Below are 21,005 nucleotides of genomic sequence, written 5' to 3'. Positions count from 1 at the left end.
AGCCCCGTGGTTAAACAGTTTGTTGCCGTTGATTAATGGGCGTTCGATGCGACCTGACGCCCTGCAGCACGATCCCAGATAATAGCCAGAACCAGTGCAACAACGGTAGGCATCAACCAGGCCAGGCCTTGCTCGGACAGCGGCAGACGCTGTGTCCAGGCTGGCAGTATTTGCGCAAAGGCGGATGCTTTAATCCCGTCAAGGATACCAAAAATCAGGCTGATAAACATGGCTGGCGCAATAATTCGCGACGAGTTGTTCCACCACGGGCGGGTGAAGCTCAGCACCACCAGCACGATACATGGCGGATAGATGGCCGTCAGCACCGGGATAGAGACCTGAATCAGGTGGCTCAGACCGAGGTTTGACACCGCCATGGAGAAGATGCCCAGGATAAAGACCAGCGTGCGGTAAGAGAGCGGCAGATACTGAGCAAAGAACTCAGCGCAGGCGCAGGTCAGCCCCACGGCGGTGACAAGGCACGCCAGGAAAATCAGTACCGCCAGCAGCAGGCTACCCGCACCACCAAAGGTGTGCTGCACGTAGGCATGGAGGATCGCCGCGCCGTTGGCATTTTGATCGACCAGTATGGCGCTATCTGAGCCCAGGCGGAACAGCGCCAGATACAGCAGCGTCAGCCCCACACCGGCCATCAGGCCAGCCCAGATGGTGTAGCGAGTCAGCAGACGCGCTTCCGTCACGCCGCGGGAACGTGCGGCATTCACGATAACAATACCAAACACCATTGCGCCCAGCGTATCCATCGTCAGGTAGCCGTTCACAAAGCCGTTGGAGAACGCGGCGTTTTTATAGGCGTCCATCGCATCGCTAATCGGGCCTGCGGGCCAGACGATGGCCGCAACCGCCAGCACAATCAGCGCCACGATTTTCAGCGGAGCCAGGAAGTTACCCACGGTATCCAGCAGCTTGCCCGGATAGAGGGAAACCAGAATCACAATCGCGAAGTAGATCAGGCTGTAGATAAAGAGCGGCATCGCGCCATCGCCAGTGAGCGGGGCAATCCCCACTTCGAAGGATACGGTCGCGGTACGCGGGGTCGCAAACAGCGGGCCAACGGCCAGATAGCAGACGGTCGCCAGCAGAATGCCGGCCACTTTGCCAATCGGGGTGCTGAGGCTATCAACGCCACCACCGACTTTCGCCAGCGCGACGACGGTCAGTACCGGCAGACCCACAGCAGTAATCAGGAAACCAAACGCAGCGGTCCAGACGTGTTCACCCGCCTGTAAGCCAACCATTGGAGGGAAAATGATGTTGCCTGCGCCAACGAACAGCGCAAATGTCATAAAGCCCAGCGCGATGATGTCACGCGATTTTAAGTGATGGGTCATAAAACCTTACTGCCTGTGGATGTGGTGTTGAAAACATTGAGATTTTCGCTATCCCTGACGGGACGATACAGCGGAAAATTTGCTCAATTTCAGCGGGATATGCTCCCGTCCTGGCGTGGAGAAGAATAGTTTTTCGATTTACCACGCAAATACAGTCGGTATGACAGTATCTGGGGCGCAATTTAAACGCTTATAACGTTTAAAGGCAAGATGGGATCGTGAAACCAGAACAATATGCCAGCATCAAAAATCAGACCAGCACAATACGCTAATTATAAGAAAAACCCATGGCTAATCATGCGAACAAAAAACAGCCAGCCGTATAATATTCAGCCGCGTTTCGCTTGACTGCAAAGCAAACGGGCCAGCAAACGCTGGCCCGTGGAAAGGTAAACTGACACGCCTGTCGTCAGGCGATCTTTTTGGCAATTAATCGTTCCGGGATAACGAAACTGAAGCGGGTTCCCTTACCCAGCGTGCTTTGAATATCGAGACGGCTTTCATGATGATTCACCGCGTGTTTCACAATAGCCAGCCCCAGACCGCTGCCGCCGGTCTGCCGTGAGCGCGCTTTATCCACCCGGTAGAAGCGCTCGGTCAGACGCGGGATGTGTTCAGGTGCGATCCCCGGCCCGTTATCCTCTACGCTGAACTCAGCGCCCGTTGGCGTGTGCTGCCAGCGCACCACGATATCCGTCCCCGCTGGCGTATGATTCACCGCGTTATACACCAGATTAGAAATGGCGCTGCGCAGCTCATCTTCGCTGCCAAGCACCTTGAGCGTGTTGTCGACCTCGAAGGTCAGCTGATGCATTTTATGGCTTAACGTCTGCGCTTCGCGCTCCACCACCCGCAGCATCATCGGCACATCAATGGTGTCATTCAATGCCAGCGAGGGGGCGGCCTCAATTTTCGAGAGCGTCAGCAGCTGTTTCACCAGCCCTTCCATACGGTGCGTTTGTTCACGCATCGTATGCAACGCTTTCTCGCGCGGCGCGCCTTCCAGCGTTTGCTCCTGCATCATCTCCAGGTACCCCTGAAGCACCGTCAGCGGAGTGCGTAATTCGTGGCTGACGTTGGCAAAGAAGTTGCGTCGCGCCCCTTCCAGCTGGTGCATCTGGGTGACATCACGGGCAACCATCAGCCACTGCTGGTCGCTGTAAGGCATCACACGGATTTCCAGATGGCGCCCATTATTGAGCTTCAGGTTGTGGGGGCGGGTAAAATCACGCTTTTTCAGGTACAGCGTGAACTCGGGATAACGCAGAAGGTTGAGGATGTTCTGGCCATTATCGTCCGGCCAGCGCAGGCCCAGCAGCTGTTGCGCGAGGCCGTTACACCAGAAGATCGTCCCTTCTTCGGTCGTCAGAATGACAGCATCCGGCAGCGACTCAGCGCCGCTACGGAAGCGTTTGATCAGGCTTCCCAGCTCCCGACGCCGCTTTTTGTTACGCATCTGCATCTGGTGCAGACCGTACAGCAGCGGCTCCCAGCTTCCGCTTCCCGGCGGAGGCGTCATACTTCGGTCAACCCACAGCCACCACGAGAGGCGCAGCAGGTTCCAGAAATGCCAGATCAGAAGCCCGGTAACCGACGCCAGCAGAAACCACGGCAAATATCCAAGAAAGGCCCCCAGAATGAAGGCCGGAATACAGCATAAGATCAGTTCAAAGACGAGCCTTTTCCATGACAGACGTTCCAGCACGCGTCACACTCCTGTCATTGTTCAGAAACGGGTTGAAAAACGATAACCCGTGCCGCGGACCGTCTGCACCATGCGATCGTGGCCGCTCAGTTCCAGCGCTTTTCGCAGGCGGCGGATATGTACGTCAACCGTCCGGTCTTCGACATACACGTTAGTTCCCCAGACGTTATTCAGCAACTGTTCGCGGCTGTATACGCGCTCCGGGTGAGTCATAAAGAAATGCAGAAGTTTAAATTCGGTAGGCCCCATATCGAGGGGGTTTTCACCGGTCATGACGCGGTGTGAGGTAGGGTCAAGGCTCAGTCCCTGCATCTCAATCACCTCTTCCACCGCCATCGGTGAAATGCGGCGCATCACGGCTTTAATGCGGGCAACCAGCTCTTTCGGTGAGAACGGTTTGGTAATGTAATCGTCCGCCCCCGTTTCCAGACCGCGTACGCGATCCTCTTCTTCACCGCGCGCCGTGAGCATCACAACCGGTATGTCGCGGGTTAGCGCTTCACGTTTCAGGTGTTTGATAAACTGCAGCCCGGAGCCGCCAGGCAACATCCAGTCGAGCAGAATCAGATCGGGCCAGGGTTCATTCAGCTGGTTCACCGCGCTGTCATAATCTTCCGCCTCAACCGGCTGGAAGCCATTTTGCTCGAGCACGAAGCACACCATTTCACGAATCGGAGCTTCATCTTCTACGACCAGAATACGTCTCGCCATACTTTGCCCTGTTTTATCTTATTTAAGTTACAAGTTTGTAATGCGGCGTCATTATGCGTCAGATTTATGACAGATTTATGAAAAACAGTACCACTATAAAGGGCAAACTGTTGTTTTATTACAGCGGTTATTTTCTGTTCCCTGACAGTTTATAATCCTGCTTTCTCTTTTTCGCCACGGATCAGCAATGCGCATACTACACACCTCTGACTGGCATCTGGGTCAAAATTTTTACAGCAAAAGCCGGGCGGCTGAACACGAAGCGTTCCTGAACTGGCTGCTGGATACGGCCCGCTCTCATGAGGTGGACGCCATTATTGTGGCGGGTGACATCTTCGATACCGGCTCGCCCCCCAGCTATGCGCGCGAGTTATATAACCGTTTTGTCGTCAATCTGCAGCAAACGGGCTGTCATCTGGTGATTGTTGCCGGCAACCATGATTCCGTCGCAACGTTAAATGAATCCCGCGATATTCTGGCGTTTCTCAATACTACCGTGGTGGCCAGCGCAGGACATGCGCCGCAGATCCTGAAAAAGCGCGACGGGACGCCGGGTGCGGTACTGTGTCCGATCCCATTTTTACGCCCGCGCGATATTGTCCAAAGCCAGGCGGGGCTTTCCGGCGCAGAAAAACAGCAGCATTTGCTGCAGGCCATCACCGACTATTACCACCAGCAGCATGCCCAGGCCTGTGCCCTTCGCGGCGACCAGGCGATTCCGGTGATTGCCACCGGGCACCTCACCACCGTTGGGGCCAGCAAAAGCGACGCGGTGCGTGACATTTATATTGGCACGCTGGATGCTTTCCCGGCACAAAACTTCCCGCCCGCGGAGTATATTGCCCTCGGTCATATCCACCGGGCGCAGGTTATCGGCGGCTGCGAGCACATTCGCTACTGCGGCTCGCCCATCTCGCTGAGTTTTGATGAGACCGGCAAAGCCAAAAGTGTCCATCTGGTGAGCTTTAGCGACGGCAAGCTCAGCGCCGTTGACACGCTGGAAGTGCCCGTCACCCAGCCGCTGGCGGTGCTGAAAGGCGATCTGGACGCCATCACCGCCCAGCTTGAACAGTGGCGCGGCGTGGAACAAAACCCGCCGGTCTGGCTGGATATTGAGATCGCCAGCGGCGACTACCTGCATGATGTGCAGCGTAAAATTCAGGTACTCACGGAAGACCTGCCGGTAGAGGTGCTGCTGGTGCGCCGCAGCCGCGAGCAGCGCGAGAAAATTCTGCTCGGCGCTCAGCGCGAAACGCTCAGCGAACTCAGGGTGGAAGAGGTTTTTGAACGCCGGCTCTCCCACGAGGAAATTGACGACGCGAAACGCGCACGGCTGAACGAGCTGTTTACGCACACCCTGCATGCCCTGAACGATGAGGAAGAAAACGCATGAAAATCCTCAGCCTGCGTCTGAAAAATCTCAACTCACTGAAGGGTGAGTGGAAAATCGATTTTACCGCGGAGCCGTTTGCCAGCAACGGACTGTTTGCGATTACCGGGGCTACCGGCGCAGGGAAAACGACCCTGCTCGACGCCATTTGTCTGGCGCTGTATCACGAAACGCCGCGCCTGCAGAAAGTCTCCCAGGCACAAAACGATTTGATGACGCGCGACACGGCCGAATGCCTTGCCGAAGTTGAGTTTGAAGTCAAAGGTATTGCCTATCGCGCTTTCTGGAGTCAGAACCGCGCGCGAAATCAGCCCGACGGTAATCTTCAGGCCCCACGCGTCGAGCTGGTACGCTGTGAGGACGGTAAAATTCTGGCCGACAAAGTGTCGGATAAACTGGAACAAACGGCCGCCCTCACCGGGCTGGATTATGGCCGTTTTACCCGCTCAATGCTGCTCTCTCAGGGGCAATTTGCCGCCTTCCTCAATGCCAGACCTTCCGACCGCGCCGAACTGCTGGAAGAACTGACCGGAACCGAGATCTACGGGCAGATTTCCGCCATGGTGTTTGAGAAACACAAAGCCGCGCGTAACGCCCTTGAGGTGTATGAAGCACAGGCTGCAGGCGTCGTATTGTTGAGTGAAGAGCAACAGCAGCAGTTACAGCAAAGTTTGCAGGCACTTACTGACGAAGAAAAAACGCTGCTGGCGCAACAGCAGAATCAACAGAAAGATTTTCAGTGGCTTACGCGCAATGACGAGCTTATACGTGAGCAGCAACGCGTTGCCACCTTGCAGCAACAGGCGCAACAGGCACTGACCGAGGCTGCGCCCGAGCTGGCAACGCTCCAGCTTGCTCACCCCGCCGCCCAGCTGCGACCACTGTGGGACAGCCAGCAAGAGCAAACCACCCGGCTGGGGCAAACGAAGCAACGCATTGTTGAAGTAAATGCTCGCTTACAAGCAAAAACCGCGCTGCGCTCGCGTATCCGTAATACGGCCCAGCGTAGCCATGCACAACTGCAGACCGACCTTACGGCGCTGGCACAATGGCTGGCAGAGCACGAGCGGTATCGTCAGTGGGGCCAGGAGATAGCAGGCTGGCGCGCCCATTTTGCACAGCTGAATCGCGATAAACATCAGATCGCCACGCTTTCCACGCGCATTGCTGAATTACGCCAGAAGCTGGCAGAGATGCCGGAAAACGCCCTGACGCTCACGGCTGACGAGGTCAGCGTGGCGATGGAGCAACAGGCTCAGTCACGGGCTTTCCGCCAGCGGCTGATGTCGCTTCAGGCCCGTTATCTGCCGCTGCAACAGCGTCTGCGCCAGAACGGTGAAAGCCTGCAGAAAGCCCAGACAGAGCAGGTAAAACTCAATGAAACGCTGACGCTGCGTCGCCAGCAGTACAAAGAGAAAAACCAACATTATCTGGATCTTGAAACGCTCTGCAGACAGGAAGAGAAGATTAAAAGTCTGGAGGCAGAGCGTGCGCAGCTGCAGGCGGGACAGCCCTGCCCGCTATGCGGCTCAACCTCGCACCCGGCGGTCACTGCGTATCAGGCGCTGGAGCTGAGTGCCAACCAGCAGCGTCGCGACCAGTTAGCCAAAGAGGTCGCTGCGCTTAAAGAGGAAGGATTGTTAGTTCTCGGCCAGGTGAATGCCCTGACCCGGCAGATCCAGCGTGAGACAGACGACGCTCAGACGCTCTCTCAGGAGGAGCAAGCGCTCACTAAAGAGTGGCAATCCGTTTGCGCGTCCCTGAATATCACTCTGAATATTCAGGAAGATATTGCCCCGTGGATGAACGAACAAGAGCAGTATGAGCGTCAGCTTTACCAGCTGAGCCAGCGTCTGACGCTGCAGCAACAGCTGAATGAACAGGACGCGCAGGCGCGTCAGTATCAACAGCAGCTGACGGCCACGCGCCAGGCGCTGGAAACGACCCTGCTTACGCTGTCACTCAACGTCCCGGAAGAAGGCACAGAGGCTGCCTGGCTGAACGAACGAGAAACCGAGTTCGCACAGTGGCAGGAAAAACAGACTCAGCATGGCGTCATGCAGGAGCGCATGACGGCTCTGATGCCGCTGCTCGACACCCTGCCCGCCACAAACGACACAGAAACCGAACCGGCCATTCCTGATAACTGGCGCGCAACGCACGACGAATGCGTTTCTCTTCAGAGCCAGCTTGCCACACTGCAACAGCAGGAAAGCCTCGAAAGCGAACGGCTGCAGCACGCCACGACGCACTTCACCGCCGCATTGACCGCAAGCTGCTTCGCCGATCGGGAGGCCTTTCTGGCTGCACTGCTTGATGAAGAGACTATCCGCCGTCTTGAACACCGTAAGCAGACCCTGGAAAACCAGCTTCAGCAGGCAACTGCGCTGTTCGCACAGGCAAACCAGCAGCTGCAGGCCCATCAGACGCAGCGACCGGAAGGGCTGGAACTCGACGCGCCAACCCTGCAGTTGCAGCTACAGCAACTCGGGCAACAGCTTCGGGAGAACACCACTCATCAGGGTGAAATCCGCCAGCAGCTTAAACAGGACAGCGATAACCGTCAGCACCAGCAGGCGCTCATGCAGCATATTGAAGAGGCCGCGCGGCTGGCTGATGACTGGAGCTATCTGAATTCGCTGATAGGTTCCAGCACCGGTGACAAGTTCCGTAAGTTTGCCCAGGGGCTCACGCTGGATAATCTGGTCTGGCTTGCCAACCAGCAGCTAAATCGCCTGCACGGGCGCTATTTGCTGCAGCGCAAGGTCAGCGATGCGCTGGAACTCGAAGTAGTGGATACCTGGCAGGCGGACGCGGTGCGCGATACCCGTACCCTCTCCGGCGGCGAAAGCTTCCTTGTTAGCCTGGCACTGGCGCTGGCGCTTTCCGATCTGGTGAGCCACAAGACACGCATCGATTCGCTGTTCATGGATGAAGGCTTCGGCACGCTCGACAGCGAAACGCTGGATACCGCCCTGGATGCGCTCGACGCGCTGAACGCCACCGGGAAAACCATTGGCGTGATTAGCCACGTCGAGGCGATGAAAGAGCGGATCCCGGTGCAGATCAAAGTGAAGAAGATTAACGGGCTGGGGTATAGCAAGCTGGATAAGGTGTTTGCGGTGGAGTGAGGGTGCCCTGCATGAGGGCACCCTCATCCTGCCCCTCTCACGTAGGGAGAGGGAGAAGGCTATAGTGGCCAGAGCCACGCGGCGCCGCGCACGCCGCTGGAGTCCCCATGCACCGCTTTGCGGATCGGGGTTTCACACTCGCCGCCGAAGACCCACTGCTTCACCAGATTCGGCACCGTGGCATATAAACGGTCGACGTTGCTCATCCCGCCGCCGAGCACAATCACGTCAGGGTCAAGGATATTCACCACGTGCGCCAGGGATTTCGCCAGCCGCATTTCATAGCGGCTGAGAGCCAGCTCAGCCACCGGATCGTGTTCCCCGACCCGGCGCATAATTTCGTTCCCCTTGAGTGGCTGGCCACTCAGGCGGTGGTAATCGGTGGCAAAACCGGTGCCGGAGATAAACGTCTCAATACAGCCCTGCTTGCCGCAATAGCACGGCACCTCGGCGCGGTATTTAAGTTCATCGTCATCCATCCACGGCAAGGGGTTATGTCCCCACTCGCCCGCCGTACCGTTGCCGCCAATATGAGCGCGCCCGCCCAGGGCCACGCCTGCGCCACAGCCGGTCCCGATAATGACCGCAAAAACGGTCTGGGCCCCTGCGGCGGCACCGTCAATGGCTTCGGAGACGGCCAGACAGTTGGCGTCATTTGCCAGACGCACTTCCCGGTTCAGGCGCTGACTTAAATCTTTATCAAAAGGCTGACCGTTGAGCCAGGTGGAGTTGGCGTTTTTAACCACCCCGGTATAGGGCGAGATTGAGCCCGGGATCCCCATCCCAACGGTGCCGGTCTGCCCTGTCGCCTGCTCAGCCATGTCGACCAGCCGGGCAATCGTCTCGATAGTCTGGTGATAATCATCGCGCGGCGTAGGCAGACGGTGGCGGAACAGTTGCTCCCCCAGCTCGCTCAGTGCGATGACTTCTGTTTTGGTGCCGCCCAAATCAATCCCAATACGCACAAGACACTCCTCATTATTTTGATTATCAACAGAGTAGAAGCCCGCTTCCCGATTAGCAATGCAAGCGATGCGACAATTCGTTATCATGCCCGCTGATTTAACGACAAGGCCGTGGAAATTATCATGCTGTGGTTCAAAAATTTGATGGTTTACCGTCTCAGCCGCGACGTTTCGCTGCGTGCAGAAGAGATGGAAAAACAGTTAGCCGCTTATAGCTTTTCCCCTTGCGGTAGCCAGGATATGGCAAAAACCGGTTGGGTTCCTCCAATGGGTTCACAAAGCGATGCATTGACCCACGCCAGCAGCACGGGTCAAATCATCGTCTGCGCCCGCAAAGAAGAAAAAATTCTGCCCACGCCGGTGGTCAAGCAGGCGCTCGAAGCGAAAATTTTCAAGCTTGAAGCCGAACAGGGTCGCAAGCTGAAAAAAACCGAAAAAGATTCGCTGAAAGACGAAGTTCTTCACTCTCTGCTGCCGCGCGCCTTTAGCCGTTTCAGCCAGACAATGATGTGGATCGATACCGTTAACGGGTTGATCATGGTGGACTGCGCCAGCGCCAAAAAAGCGGAAGATACGCTGGCCCTGCTGCGCAAAAGCATCGGATCGTTACCGGTCGTTCCGCTGGCGCTGGAAACGCCGATTGAACTGACCCTGACCGAATGGGTGCGCAGCGGTACAGCGGCCCAGGGCTTCCAGATCCTTGATGAAGCTGAGCTCAAAGCTCTGCTCGAAGATGGCGGCGTGATCCGCGCGAAAAAGCAGGATCTGGTGAGCGACGAGATCGCCGTACACATTGAAGCGGGCAAAGTGGTGACCAAACTGGCACTCGACTGGCAGCAGCGTATTCAGTTTGTGATGTGCGATGACGGCTCGGTGAAGCGTCTGAAATTCTGCGATGAGCTGCGCGATCAGAACGAAGATATCGATCGTGAAGATTACGCCCAGCGCTTTGACGCGGACTTTATCCTGATGACCGGAGAGCTGGCAGCGTTAATTCAGAATCTGGTAGAAGGCCTCGGCGGCGAAGCGCAGCGGTAATGCCTGCAGTGACCCTCTCCCGACAGGGAGAGGGTATAAAACGTTTTATTTCAGGTAGCGGCACAGATAAGAGGACGGTTCAGCAACCTGCAGATGGAATTCGCTGTGGCCAGGGACGTTGAACGCTTGTCCGGCAGAGTAAACTTTCCATTCTGTTTCCCCCGGCAGTAAGACGTTGAGCGCACCGCTGATCACCGTCATCTCTTCAGCTTCGGCTGTACCAAAGGTGTATTCCCCTTCAGCCATAACGCCGACACTGGCGCGGCCAGTGCTGCTGCTGGTAAAACCAATGGATTTCACTTTACCGGAAAAGTATTCGTTACTTTGAAGCATGAACTGGCCCTTATATTTTTAGATAAAAATTCACTATAGGGGCCATGATCATCACCTGTCACGCAAAATCATTAGATCAACAGCTCTGCGGCCAGCCGGGCCATCAGAACATTGGACAACAGCACCGGGACATCCAGCGCCTTTTGCAGTAAATCACGGTGGTGCTGGTGGAATCCAAGGCAGTCCAGAATCAACACATCGGCCCCTCTCTCCAGCAGTTCCCGTCCCGCCTCAATCAGCGCAACCTCGCTGTCCCAGAAGGGATTGGCCAGCGCATACAAAGGCATTTTTTCGAGTACGTGCCATTTTGCCGTCTGGTTGTCCATGAGCTCTTCAATGGGAACAATGACCCCCACCTGATGCCCGTCAACAATGGAGGCCACCAGCGGCGGAATGATCCGCATCGGCTCCAGCAAAATCGCATTACGCGCGATGAGTCCCTTAACAGGTGCAGTACTCATCAGTAAAATAACGTCATAGCCTTGATTATCGAGCACTTCTATTACGCTCTGCAGCGAGCGCTCGATTTTCTGACGCGAAACATGCGCCAGTTTACCGTCACTTAATAACGTCGCCAGGGGATCCTCCCCCGCCTCTACAGCGTAGTCTTCCATGACCTCTTCCCGACTCATCTTCCCCAGCAGGCTTAGATGCGTTATCTGTTGTTCAGATACATGCTCGGTTAAGAGCGGTAACACTTCGCTTACAGGGACCACACCAATAGTGAGGATCGCCAACGTCGCCTTCATCTTCATCGCCTTCCATTACCGCTAAATCTTTCACACAGGTACAGGCTCACTACGCTGCACAGTTCGTTTTTTCAACAAAACAGCACCAAGCGTAGCAGGTGATCCCCATCGCGAAATGTAAAGATCGCCTGCCCATTACGGAGTTACCTGTAATAACTAAATATTAACTCCTGCTTAACATTTGCGATGAGTAAAAAGTGTGATTCAGGCACGGTATTTAGCCCTTTAGGAATTCTTTCACGACTTATCAGGATCTTCGTAGCGCCGTTTGGCATCCAGCGCTTCCTGTTCAGTTTCATGTTCACTGATCAGAGAGTCTGGTTTGGGGTGATCGGCACGCAGCTGATACCAGGTGACGGTTTGATCGCCATTGCCTTTTTCAACGGTAACGATGCGTGCTTCACGTGGATAGGGAGGTCTGGTTGGCATAGCTCATCCTTTTTTTATGTCTGAGCTATAAGTATAGACGCCGCTTAGCTGGCACAAGCCAAACGCAGGGCGGTAATAATCTGAATTACCACGTCCTCGGGTGAAGCGGAAGCATCCACAACGTGGTGTGCCGCTTCGCGGTATAACGCATCGCGTTCGGCCAGCACTTCGCTCACCTCTTCGCTGAGCGGCCGGGAGGTCAGCGCAGGACGTTGTCCCTCTTCCGGAAATGCTTCCAGCCGCCCTACCAGGGCCGAAACGGGTGCGCTGAGGTAGATGACAATCCCTTTTTCGCGCATAAAGCGACGGTTACACTCGGCGAGAACAATTCCGCCACCGGTTGCGATAACAGCAGACGGCGTGGTGACCGCCTTCAGCGCGGCCGTTTCACGAGCGCGAAAGCTCCCCCACCCCTCTTGCTCAACGATTTCCGCGATGCTTTTCCCGGCTTCGGTTTGCAGCCAGTGGTCGGTATCAACAAACTGACGATCGCACGCGCGTGCCAGTTCCAGGCCAACGGTGGTTTTCCCACAGCCGCGGGGGCCAACTAAAAAGATGGGTTGGGTCATAACCAGGTGTTCCCCTTGATGCCGGATGGCCGAAGAGCGTAAAGAAATAATTGCAGAAGATGTTGCGTTTACTTTACTGCAAAGCGGTACGGGATGACAACCCTGCGGAGGCCATACTGTACCACAAAGTGACAATGGTTATCATTACGCAGTGCGACGCTTGACTTCGAGCAGCCACTTATCAAGCTCTGCGGCGAACTGCTGGCGATCGCGCTGGGACAGGCTGTCTGGCCCGCCGGTCTGCACGCCGCTGGCGCGAAGCGTATCCATAAAATCACGCATGGTGAGTCTTTCACGAATGGTCGCCGGCGAATAACGCTCCCCTCTCGGGTTCAGCGCCGCCGCTCCCTTTTCAATCACTTCCGCGGCCAGCGGGATATCCGCCGTGATCACCAGATCCTCAGGGCTACACAGACGCACAATCTCGTTATCCGCCACGTCAAAGCCGGCCGGAACCCGCAACGCGCGAATAAATCGGGAAGGTGGTACGCGAATATTCTGGTTCGCCACCAGCGTAAGCGGCATCTGCACGCGCTCGGCCGCGCGGAATAAAATCTCTTTAATCACATTCGGACACGCGTCCGCATCAACCCAAATCGCCATATTGTCTCCCCATAATGATTCTGCCGACTATTGTCGCCTGCATTTCGTTGTTAAGCTATCAATCAGAGAAAACAACGCATAATGACGGAGAATCGTGATGGATAAGAAAATCGGGTTTATCGGCTGCGGTAACATGGGCAAAGCCATCCTGGGTGGCCTGATCGCCAGCGGACAGGTGCTGCCGGGTCAGATTTGGGTCTACACCCCATCACCGGACAACGTCGCCGCGTTACGCGATCGGTACGGGATCAACGCAGCCGAAAGCGCCCAGGAAGTGGCTCAGGTAGCCGATATTGTCTTTGGCGCCGTCAAGCCGAACATCATGATCAAAGTGCTGAGCGACATCACCACCAGCCTGAACAAAGAGACGCTGGTCGTATCGATTGCCGCGGGCGTCACGCTCGATCAGCTGGCGCGCGCGCTGGGTCATGACCGTAAAATCGTACGCGCTATGCCGAATACCCCATCACTGGTCAACGCCGGCATGACCTCCGTCACGCCTAACGCGCTGGTGACGTCGGAAGACGTGGCGGATGTCCTGAACATCTTCCGCTGCTTCGGTGAAGCGGAAGTCATTGCCGAATCCATGATCCATCCGGTAGTGGGAGTGAGCGGTTCAGCGCCTGCGTATGTCTTTATGTTTTTAGAAGCGATGGCCGACGCCGCGGTGCTTGGCGGTATGCCACGAGCGCAGGCGTATAAATTCGCTGCACAGGCCGTGATGGGCTCTGCCAAAATGGTGCTGGAGACCGGTAAGCATCCGGGTGAACTGAAAGATATGGTCTGCTCGCCTGGCGGAACCACTATCGAGGCGGTGCGGGTGCTGGAAGAACGCGGCTTCCGTTCGGCCGTTATTGAAGCGATGACAAAATGCATGGAAAAATCAGAGAAACTGAGTAAATCCTGATTATCTGCTCCGGACGTCAGGCGGCCACCTCGGTGCGGCCGCGTCCGGCATTTTTGGCCTTATACAGCGCCACATCGGCCGCTTTTAACCACTCCCGATAGTGCCCGAACTGCGGTCCCCAGGGCGCGACACCGACGCTAATACGCAGAGATTCCTTGGGCGCACACGGTAACGACAGCGTTTCCAGCCTCTCATGTACGCGTGACATCACGGCGATGGCACTGTCAGCCGCCGTCCGGGACATGATCACCGCAAACTCATCCCCGCCAAAACGGCCTATCGCATCCCCGGAACGCACCGTTAGCTGCAGTTGCCGCGTCAGGGCAATGATCGCTTCATCACCCACATCGTGGCCCCAGGTGTCATTGATATTCTTAAAATGATCGATATCGATAAGCAAAATCGTGGCGGTGCAGTGGTTGCGGCGACAGTGTTCAAATTCATTTCTCAGCAGCACTTCCCAGTGCCGGCGATTAAAGACGCCGGTCATGCCGTCGCGAGTACTCATCAGCTCCAGCCGCCGTTTATGCTCTGCAAGCCTGATGGCAGTACGATGGCTGAGCCAGGCAAAAAGCATCGGATATAACACCAGCACGGGAAGCGTTAAGCCCCATGCCAGAGGCTCCGGGTTAAAGACAGCCACCCGGCCCACGACGGGGAGCGTCACCAGGGAAGACAGAAGGGTTAACATGATGCCGGTAAAAAACAGCCGACAGCCGCCGGCCCCCATCATGTTCATTCCCACCATCATCAGCAGCGCTGCCGTAGGTAGCGCATTGATCCCCATCATGCCGATCCAAAGCCCGGCAATAATGGCATCAATCTTCAGATTAAAATGTTCCTGCTGATGAGGAGAAGCAGAGCGGCAGGACCACTGCCAGGCGAAATGGGGCCAGATAAATGCCCACCCCACCAGGAACAACCACCAGACGCCGGATACAGAAAAGGTGACCAGCACGCCAGAGAGGGGGAAGAACATCGCTGCCAGTCCGACAACACGCGCCAGCCGGGCTCGCCGGGCAAACGGGATCCCGGTACGGTGTGGGTCATCCTGAGAAAGGGTCATATTCCACTCTTCCCGAATGCGCTTTATATTGTAATAAGATTCATCATTCATCATTTTTGGGAATATTCTGAAATATTTCCCAAATTATAGAGAGGGGGCTTACGGGGAAAGTATGAAATTTCGGGTGAGCCGCCGGGGCCACTCACCCGATAGGACTACACGTTTTTCTTCAGACAGGCACTCATGAACTTGCTGCGATCGTCGCCTTTCAGGGACTGTTCGGTCGCTTTCGCATTACACTCGCGCATTTTTTGCTGCTGCGGCGTCAGGCTTTTCTCACCCGGTTTCGCGGCACCGTTTTTGAGGCAACCGCTCATGTAGGTCTTACGGGCATCACCCTTCAGGCTCTGCGCGGTCGCCTGTTGATTACAGGTGGTCATGCGTTGCTGCTGCGGCGTTAATGTTTTCTCTTCCGCGTTCGCCGATGAGATCAGAAACAGACCCGAGAGCAGAGTAACCAGTAATGTTGTTTTCATTGCACCATCCTTTTGTGAACATTCACTGTAAGTCTGGTTCGTGACAGGAAAAAAACCACCCGGCAGATGTGATTTCCGCCGGGCTTTTATTATTTCAGCCCCAAAGCCGCTTTCATGGTGTAGAACAGATCCGTTTGATCGGTCAGCCCTACCACGTTTGCCGCATGCGGACCGTATGCTGCAATGCGCAGCTGGGTTCCGGTATGCTCCATGGACTCTTCTTCAGAGTTGCCATAGCTCAACACCATCACCGCGCCATCTTTGGTGTTCAGCGCCTGCGTCAGGCCCGGTGCTTTGGTATCCGCTGGGATGATCTGGCTGGCGTGCGCATGGTCTGCGGTAACGACCACCAGGGTGTTGCCGTCTTTCTTCGCGAACTCAAGTGCCTTCTGCACTGCTTCGTCCAGATCGACCGTCTCACCAATCTGACCGCACGGGTTAGCCGCATGATCCTGTTTATCGATAGACGCGCCTTCCACCTGCAGGAAGAAGCCCTTTTCACTCTTGCTCAGCAGTGAGATCGCTTTATCGGTCATCGCCGCCAGCGTCGGGATGCTGTCGGTACGTTTTGGGTTTGGCGTACAGGTTACGGCAGGCTTATCAATGTTGCCGTGGTAGGACGCTTTTGGCCCTTCCCAGCGCACCGGCATGTTGCCATCAGAGAAAAGACCCAGCAGCGGTTTATCCTGGCTTGCTTCGGTAATCGCCGCCAGAGAAGATGCATCACTCACCAGCTGATAGCCACGAGCCTGCGCCTGCTCACGCAGCGTTTTGCCCTGCCATTCGCCCGCCGTTGCGGTTTCCGCGAAGGTTTTCGCCCCGCCGCCCAGCGTCACGTCAGGACGTGCGTTCAACAGTTGTTCCGTAATCGAGCCTTTGCCGCCCTTTTCCAGCGCGTTAGTCGGGCATTTTTCGCTGGTCACCGACGGGCCGTAACATTTACGCGAGGTGACATGCGCTACCAGCGCCGCTGGCGTTGCATCCTGAAGTTCAGCCGTAGAGACGTTGCCGGTAGCCAGTCCCGCCGCTTTAGCCATCTCCAGAATGGTCTGGTGATCTTTTTCGTGAATATCCACACCCAGCGCACCATTATAGGTTTTCACACCGGTGGACCACGCCGTGGCAGAGGCAGCAGAATCCGTCACGTAATCGGGTTTACCGGTTTTTTTATCCAGCGCGTAATGGGTATATTGTCCGGTGAGAGGCAGTGCGTCGATACCTTTAAAAAAGCCGCCCGCGCCTTCGGCATAATTTCGTGCTGCCGTTATTTCGGAATCGCCCATCCCGTCGCCAATCAGCAGAATAATGTTTTTAGCAGGTTTCTCATTCAGCGAAGCGCGAATGGCGGCGGTTTGATCTTCAGTCAACCGGCGCGCGCCGCCAGGCTGGGTGATATCCCCTTTGGCCGCACGATTATCCAGCACGCTGGTATTGTGATTGTCGGCATAAATAGCGGGTGACATTAACAGGGGAAGTAATGCGATGAAAAGTGCGCTCTGTTTCAATTTATTTTCTCCATGTACAAATACATAAAAAATAAAACAGAGCGACTATAGGCATCCTGCATGACAATTCTATGACACGCCGTCAGGTTCCGTGATGGTTTAGTTGCGAGGATGCCTTAACAGCTTTTTTACGTACTGGCGGAGCATTTCAGCATCCTCAACCGGCACCTGGGAATCGGGTCTGACGCTTTCCAGCGCGCCTTCAACGTTCTCAATCAACGTCTGTTGTTCGTTTTTCGCCATTTGTCGCAGCAGCGCGGTGACCACAATTTCCAGCGCTTCAACCTGGGCGACCAACTCTTTTGACTCTTCTTCCTTTTGTGCAAGCTTGACCAACAACTCAGCAATGAGATTTTTCATGGTGCTATTTCCTTATCCGTTTTGTCTGAACTTAGCATTCTGAATCCATTATGCAAAGAGAAGAAATTTATTATGTTATGCAAAAGTGATGCGGCAGGAAAAATAGATTCCTCGCGGCTTTCAGCGAAACGTTTTTCTATAAAAAACGCCGCATTTAGTTATATAAAAATGCGGCGACCATAAGAATATATAATACATCTACGAAACGGTTATCGCGCCGACTTCGCCTCCGCCATTTGTCTGCGGCGACGCAGTGCAATAGCCAGTTGAATAATATTTATCAGCACCACAATAGCGGTAGCAGCAAATACCCAACGGAAACCGGCCATTGCCGAAACAGCGGCTCCCATAAGCGGACCGGCAACGTTACCTAAATACATAAACGACTGGTTATAGCCAAAAATACGGCCCGTTACCTGGTCACTGGAATATTTCACCAGCAATGTTTGCACCGCGGGTAACATCGCACCATCGGCAAAGCCCAGCAGAAACCGCAGCACGCCAAGCTGAAGCGGAGAAGTGACAAACGACATTGCGAAAAAGAGCACCACCGCAAAAATCAGCGTGGCCATCAGGATACGCGCCGTGCCGATCCTGTCGCCCAGTTTTCCAAGGCGTGGCGCCGAAATGAGGGCTGATACGCCCGGGACGGCAGCAATCATCCCGCTGAGGAAAGCAATATTATTGCTGTCTGGCTCCATCGACTTAATAAACAGCGCCAGAATCGGGCCGACCGAACCGTTGCAAAGCTGGATCACCATGGTGGTCACAAACAGGCTGATCATCAGGCCCGGATAGGGCAGCGAGGCGAAGACGGCCTTGCCGCTCAGGCGTTCAGCTTTGCTGATGACGGGGCGTCCTCCCTCTTTAATGAGGAAGAGCGTGACCAGAAAACTGACCACCAGCAGGATGGCCGTAATGATAAACACCGCGCGCAACCCCACATGATCGGCGAGGAAGCCCCCTAGCAGCGGGCCGCCAATGACCCCGCTTATCTGAGCAGTAGAGAGCGTACTTAGCGCCCAGCCGCTGCGTTCACGGGGCACCTGCGAGGCCACCAGCGCCATGGCATTCGGAATATACCCGGACGTCAGCCCCATCACCGCTCGCAGGAAAAAGAGCTGCCATACGTTAGTGGCAAAGGCCTGCAGCAGAATGGCTATCGCCATCCCCAGCGATGCGCGCAGCAGCATCAGCTTGCGCCCTTTGCGGTCGGCCAGACTGCCCCACATCGGCGAGACAATGGCAGAGACCAGAAACGTGACGCTGAACGTCAGACCTGACCACATGGAGAGCGCTTCATGGGAGGTAACGCCCAGCTGCGACACGTACAGTGGCAGGAAGGGCAATATCTGGCTGATGGCCAGCCCGGTAAAGAAGCACCCGAACCAGACCGAGATGAGATTTACTTTCCAGGATTCCATAAAAGAAATAGTCTTCATTTTTAGGCGAATTCGCCGACAGATTAGCAAGTTACGCGTTATGACGTCGCACCAGAGATGCGCCCTTGCCGACTTTGGTGTTTTATCTTCCCAGTCATCATATTTGTGAAATAAGTCACAAATCATCCATTTTCTGACGGAATATTATGCTTCAGCGGCAGAGACCAAAACCGCGCATCCCCAGGTGAAAGTGGCTGGCATGGGCAGCGTTATACTCTGGCCCCAGGCTGTTGCCGTAATAGCTGCAGCTCGCCGCCAGCATGCCTTTCAGCCATGGCTGCGTTTTGGTCGCCTTCCAGCCGTTTTGTACCGTGACCTTCTCACCGTTCGCCAGCACAAACGCCGTGATATCCAGTGCCTCTGCCGTGGCATGTTCACTGCGTCGCGCGTCGGGGCGATGGTAAATGTTGCGGCAGGCAAAGCTGCCGAGATGCTCAATACGCGTCAGCTCACTTCCCGTATAGCTTCTGGTGAGTGGCCGGGCCTGCTGGCTGATAAACAAGGCAGAACTGAGCGCCAGCGGGCAGCTCGCAAGGAAACTGCTGTTCAGGCTGACCGGACCGAAGTTACGTACCCGGACGACGTTACGGAGTGGACACTCCCCACCGCTGTCTGCGACCGGTTGTGTGCGGATAAGCGCGCGTTGATTGGCCTGCGATAACAGGCTCGTGCACGCCTGGGGCGTTAAGTTCCGAAGCTTATACTGGGTAATGCGGCCTGGCGGGTCGTCGAGATGTAGCGGCGTGAAAGGGTTGTAGTAAGACGGCAACCAGCGATACCCCACCGTTGCGACAGCCGCAATAATGAAAACGGTCAGCAGAGTTTTTCCTTTCACGCTCCCCCCTTAACATTCCCCAAAACATTATGGCAGAAGGCCGCGAAACCCGCTGGGCATCGTGGTATGTTATTGGTTTTTCGTCAGACTGGAAGAGAGTGAGATGGCAAAGCAGCGCGTAGGTATTGTCTTTGGGGGAAAATCAGCGGAGCACGAGGTTTCATTGCAATCGGCCAAAAATATCGTCGATGCAATCGATAAAAGCCGTTTCGACGTGGTGCTGCTGGGCATAGATAAACAGGGGCAATGGCATGTCAACGATGCCAGCCAGTATCTGTTAAATGCTGACGATCCGGCGCATATCGCCCTGAATCCTTCTGCAATCAGCGTCGCTACCGTACCCGGCGTGGTGCAAGGGCAACTCATCGACGCCGGTAATGCGCAGTCTCTCGCCCAGATTGACGTGGTCTTCCCTATCGTTCATGGCACCCTTGGCGAAGATGGTTCGCTGCAGGGGATGCTGCGCATGGCCAACCTGCCGTTTGTCGGTTCTGATGTGCTGGGTTCCGCTGCCTGCATGGATAAAGACGTCACCAAGCGCCTGCTGCGTGATGCGGGGCTGAATATTGCGCCGTTTGTCACCCTCACCCGCGCCAACCGTGACCAACACAGCTTCGCTCAGATTTCCGGTCAGCTGGGCCTGCCGCTGTTTGTGAAACCCGCAAACCAGGGGTCTTCCGTCGGGGTCAGCAAGGTGACAAGCGAAGCGCAGTTCACGCAAGCGGTCAGCCTGGCGTTTGAGTTTGACCATAAAGTGGTGGTTGAGCAGGGCATCAAAGGCCGCGAAATTGAGTGCGCCGTGCTGGGCAACGATTTCCCACAGGCAAGCACCTGCGGTGAAGTGGTGTTAAACAGTGATTTCTACTCTTACGACACCAAATACATTGATGATAAAGGCGCCCAGGTTGTTGTGCCTGCGAATATCGATCCGGCAATCAACGATAAGATCCGCGCGATCGCGATTAACGCTTATCAGACGCTCGGCTGCAGCGGCATGGCGCGCGTGGATGTGTTCCTGACGCCTGAAAACGAGGTGGTGATTAATGAAATCAACACCCTGCCGGGCTTCACCAACATCAGCATGTATCCCAAGCTGTGGCAGGCCAGCGGGCTTAGCTACTCAGCACTCATCACCCGCCTGATTGAACTGGCGCTGGAGCGTCATGCTGCGGACAGCGCCCTGAAAAGCTCCGTAAACGGTTAATCGGGACTCTTCGCCGTTTCCGTCTCATCCGCTGTCGTCTCTTCAGGACGACGGCGGATAATCATCCCCGCCAGCCAGAAGCTGATAACCCAGGTCACCAGACCCACGGCATACGTTTGCCACCCTTTTGCTTCAAATCCCAACAGCCCCACGACACCGTTAAGAATAAAGATCAGCCCGATAGCAAAGGCGTAGTAATGCCAGTCACGGCGTAGTTTGGAAGTGAGCTTCATGA

General features: G+C 55.5%; 21 protein-coding genes. 5 read left to right on the top strand and 16 right to left on the bottom strand.

Annotated features, from left to right (window positions below; all coding sequences use genetic code 11):
* Nucleotides 1-32: 32 nt before the first annotated feature.
* The 3 genes from brnQ to phoB form a co-directional block, all read right to left on the bottom strand.
* Nucleotides 33-1,352, bottom strand: a complete 1,320-nt coding sequence (gene brnQ / locus ACMGG3_RS00580) for a branched-chain amino acid transporter carrier protein BrnQ (RefSeq protein ID WP_014168834.1) — start codon at nucleotides 1,350-1,352, stop codon at nucleotides 33-35.
* A gap of 409 nt (nucleotides 1,353-1,761) precedes the next feature.
* Entirely contained in the window at nucleotides 1,762-3,057 is a 1,296-nt protein-coding gene (gene phoR, locus ACMGG3_RS00575; RefSeq protein ID WP_014168833.1) for a phosphate regulon sensor histidine kinase PhoR, read from the bottom strand.
* 21 nt (nucleotides 3,058-3,078) lie between these two features.
* Entirely contained in the window at nucleotides 3,079-3,768 is a 690-nt protein-coding gene (gene phoB / locus ACMGG3_RS00570) for a phosphate response regulator transcription factor PhoB (RefSeq protein ID WP_008503265.1), read from the bottom strand.
* A gap of 187 nt (nucleotides 3,769-3,955) precedes the next feature.
* Between phoB and sbcD the strand changes: the two genes are divergently transcribed.
* Complete coding sequence (gene sbcD / locus ACMGG3_RS00565) at nucleotides 3,956-5,161, top strand: exonuclease subunit SbcD (protein ID WP_328704264.1); 1,206 nt, start codon at nucleotides 3,956-3,958, stop codon at nucleotides 5,159-5,161.
* Complete coding sequence (gene sbcC, locus ACMGG3_RS00560; protein WP_414149494.1) at nucleotides 5,158-8,289, top strand: exonuclease subunit SbcC; 3,132 nt, start codon at nucleotides 5,158-5,160, stop codon at nucleotides 8,287-8,289. The genes sbcD and sbcC overlap by 4 nt, the downstream gene beginning before the upstream one ends.
* 59 nt (nucleotides 8,290-8,348) lie before the next feature.
* Here sbcC and mak read toward each other — a convergent pair whose 3' ends face one another.
* Nucleotides 8,349-9,254 (bottom strand): fructokinase, encoded by a 906-nt coding sequence (mak, locus tag ACMGG3_RS00555; protein ID WP_032677501.1) that lies wholly within the window; start codon nucleotides 9,252-9,254, stop codon nucleotides 8,349-8,351.
* 123 nt (nucleotides 9,255-9,377) lie between these two features.
* Here mak and rdgC point away from each other — a divergent pair, with 123 nt between their 5' ends.
* Entirely contained in the window at nucleotides 9,378-10,292 is a 915-nt protein-coding gene (gene rdgC, locus ACMGG3_RS00550; RefSeq protein ID WP_014882739.1) for a recombination-associated protein RdgC, read from the top strand.
* A gap of 45 nt (nucleotides 10,293-10,337) precedes the next feature.
* Here the strand turns inward: rdgC and ppnP are convergent, their stop codons facing one another.
* From ppnP to ACMGG3_RS00525, 5 genes are all read right to left on the bottom strand, one after another.
* Nucleotides 10,338-10,625, bottom strand: coding sequence for a pyrimidine/purine nucleoside phosphorylase (ppnP, locus tag ACMGG3_RS00545; RefSeq protein WP_414149493.1), 288 nt, complete (start codon nucleotides 10,623-10,625; stop codon nucleotides 10,338-10,340).
* Nucleotides 10,626-10,696: 71 nt separating this feature from the next.
* Nucleotides 10,697-11,374 carry an AroM family protein gene (locus tag ACMGG3_RS00540; RefSeq protein ID WP_414149492.1) on the bottom strand — a complete coding sequence of 226 codons (678 nt, stop codon included), beginning with the start codon at nucleotides 11,372-11,374 and terminating at the stop codon, nucleotides 10,697-10,699.
* Between the two features lie 237 nt (nucleotides 11,375-11,611).
* Nucleotides 11,612-11,803: a protein YaiA gene (gene yaiA, locus ACMGG3_RS00535; protein WP_013095817.1), complete on the bottom strand. Its 192-nt coding sequence runs from the start codon at nucleotides 11,801-11,803 to the stop codon at nucleotides 11,612-11,614.
* 44 nt (nucleotides 11,804-11,847) lie between these two features.
* Nucleotides 11,848-12,372 (bottom strand): shikimate kinase AroL, encoded by a 525-nt coding sequence (gene aroL, locus ACMGG3_RS00530; RefSeq protein ID WP_014168825.1) that lies wholly within the window; start codon nucleotides 12,370-12,372, stop codon nucleotides 11,848-11,850.
* A gap of 144 nt (nucleotides 12,373-12,516) precedes the next feature.
* Entirely contained in the window at nucleotides 12,517-12,975 is a 459-nt protein-coding gene (locus ACMGG3_RS00525) for a YaiI/YqxD family protein (RefSeq protein ID WP_014168823.1), read from the bottom strand.
* Nucleotides 12,976-13,072: 97 nt separating this feature from the next.
* On the opposite strand from ACMGG3_RS00525, the gene proC reads away from it, so the two are divergent.
* Nucleotides 13,073-13,882: a pyrroline-5-carboxylate reductase gene (proC, locus tag ACMGG3_RS00520; RefSeq protein WP_020885239.1), complete on the top strand. Its 810-nt coding sequence runs from the start codon at nucleotides 13,073-13,075 to the stop codon at nucleotides 13,880-13,882.
* 16 nt (nucleotides 13,883-13,898) lie between these two features.
* Here proC and adrA read toward each other — a convergent pair whose 3' ends face one another.
* The 6 genes from adrA to ACMGG3_RS00490 form a co-directional block, all read right to left on the bottom strand.
* Nucleotides 13,899-15,002 carry a diguanylate cyclase AdrA gene (gene adrA / locus ACMGG3_RS00515; protein WP_414149491.1) on the bottom strand — a complete coding sequence of 368 codons (1,104 nt, stop codon included), beginning with the start codon at nucleotides 15,000-15,002 and terminating at the stop codon, nucleotides 13,899-13,901.
* Between the two features lie 101 nt (nucleotides 15,003-15,103).
* Nucleotides 15,104-15,424, bottom strand: a complete 321-nt coding sequence (gene psiF / locus ACMGG3_RS00510) for a phosphate starvation-inducible protein PsiF (RefSeq protein WP_014168820.1) — start codon at nucleotides 15,422-15,424, stop codon at nucleotides 15,104-15,106.
* Between the two features lie 89 nt (nucleotides 15,425-15,513).
* Nucleotides 15,514-16,929, bottom strand: coding sequence for an alkaline phosphatase (gene phoA / locus ACMGG3_RS00505; RefSeq protein WP_020885241.1), 1,416 nt, complete (start codon nucleotides 16,927-16,929; stop codon nucleotides 15,514-15,516).
* 99 nt (nucleotides 16,930-17,028) lie between these two features.
* A complete protein-coding gene (gene iraP / locus ACMGG3_RS00500) occupies nucleotides 17,029-17,289 on the bottom strand; it encodes an anti-adapter protein IraP (RefSeq protein ID WP_014168818.1) in 261 nt (86 codons plus the stop codon).
* A 209-nt stretch (nucleotides 17,290-17,498) separates the two neighbouring features.
* Nucleotides 17,499-18,713, bottom strand: coding sequence for a multidrug efflux MFS transporter (locus ACMGG3_RS00495; protein WP_025204998.1), 1,215 nt, complete (start codon nucleotides 18,711-18,713; stop codon nucleotides 17,499-17,501).
* Between the two features lie 169 nt (nucleotides 18,714-18,882).
* Entirely contained in the window at nucleotides 18,883-19,566 is a 684-nt protein-coding gene (locus ACMGG3_RS00490) for an extensin family protein (RefSeq protein WP_020885243.1), read from the bottom strand.
* Between the two features lie 103 nt (nucleotides 19,567-19,669).
* Between ACMGG3_RS00490 and ddlA the strand changes: the two genes are divergently transcribed.
* A complete protein-coding gene (gene ddlA / locus ACMGG3_RS00485) occupies nucleotides 19,670-20,770 on the top strand; it encodes a D-alanine--D-alanine ligase (RefSeq protein ID WP_020885244.1) in 1,101 nt (366 codons plus the stop codon).
* Here the strand turns inward: ddlA and ACMGG3_RS00480 are convergent.
* Nucleotides 20,767-21,003, bottom strand: coding sequence for a DUF2754 family protein (locus tag ACMGG3_RS00480; RefSeq protein ID WP_020885245.1), 237 nt, complete (start codon nucleotides 21,001-21,003; stop codon nucleotides 20,767-20,769). The genes ddlA and ACMGG3_RS00480 overlap by 4 nt on opposite strands.
* Nucleotides 21,004-21,005 lie beyond the last annotated feature (2 nt).

It is taken from the genome of Enterobacter sp. BNK-18 (genome assembly GCF_047456135.1).
In the GTDB taxonomy this organism is placed as follows: domain Bacteria; phylum Pseudomonadota; class Gammaproteobacteria; order Enterobacterales; family Enterobacteriaceae; genus Enterobacter; species Enterobacter ludwigii.
This window is presented reverse-complemented; position numbering and strand designations above follow the sequence as displayed.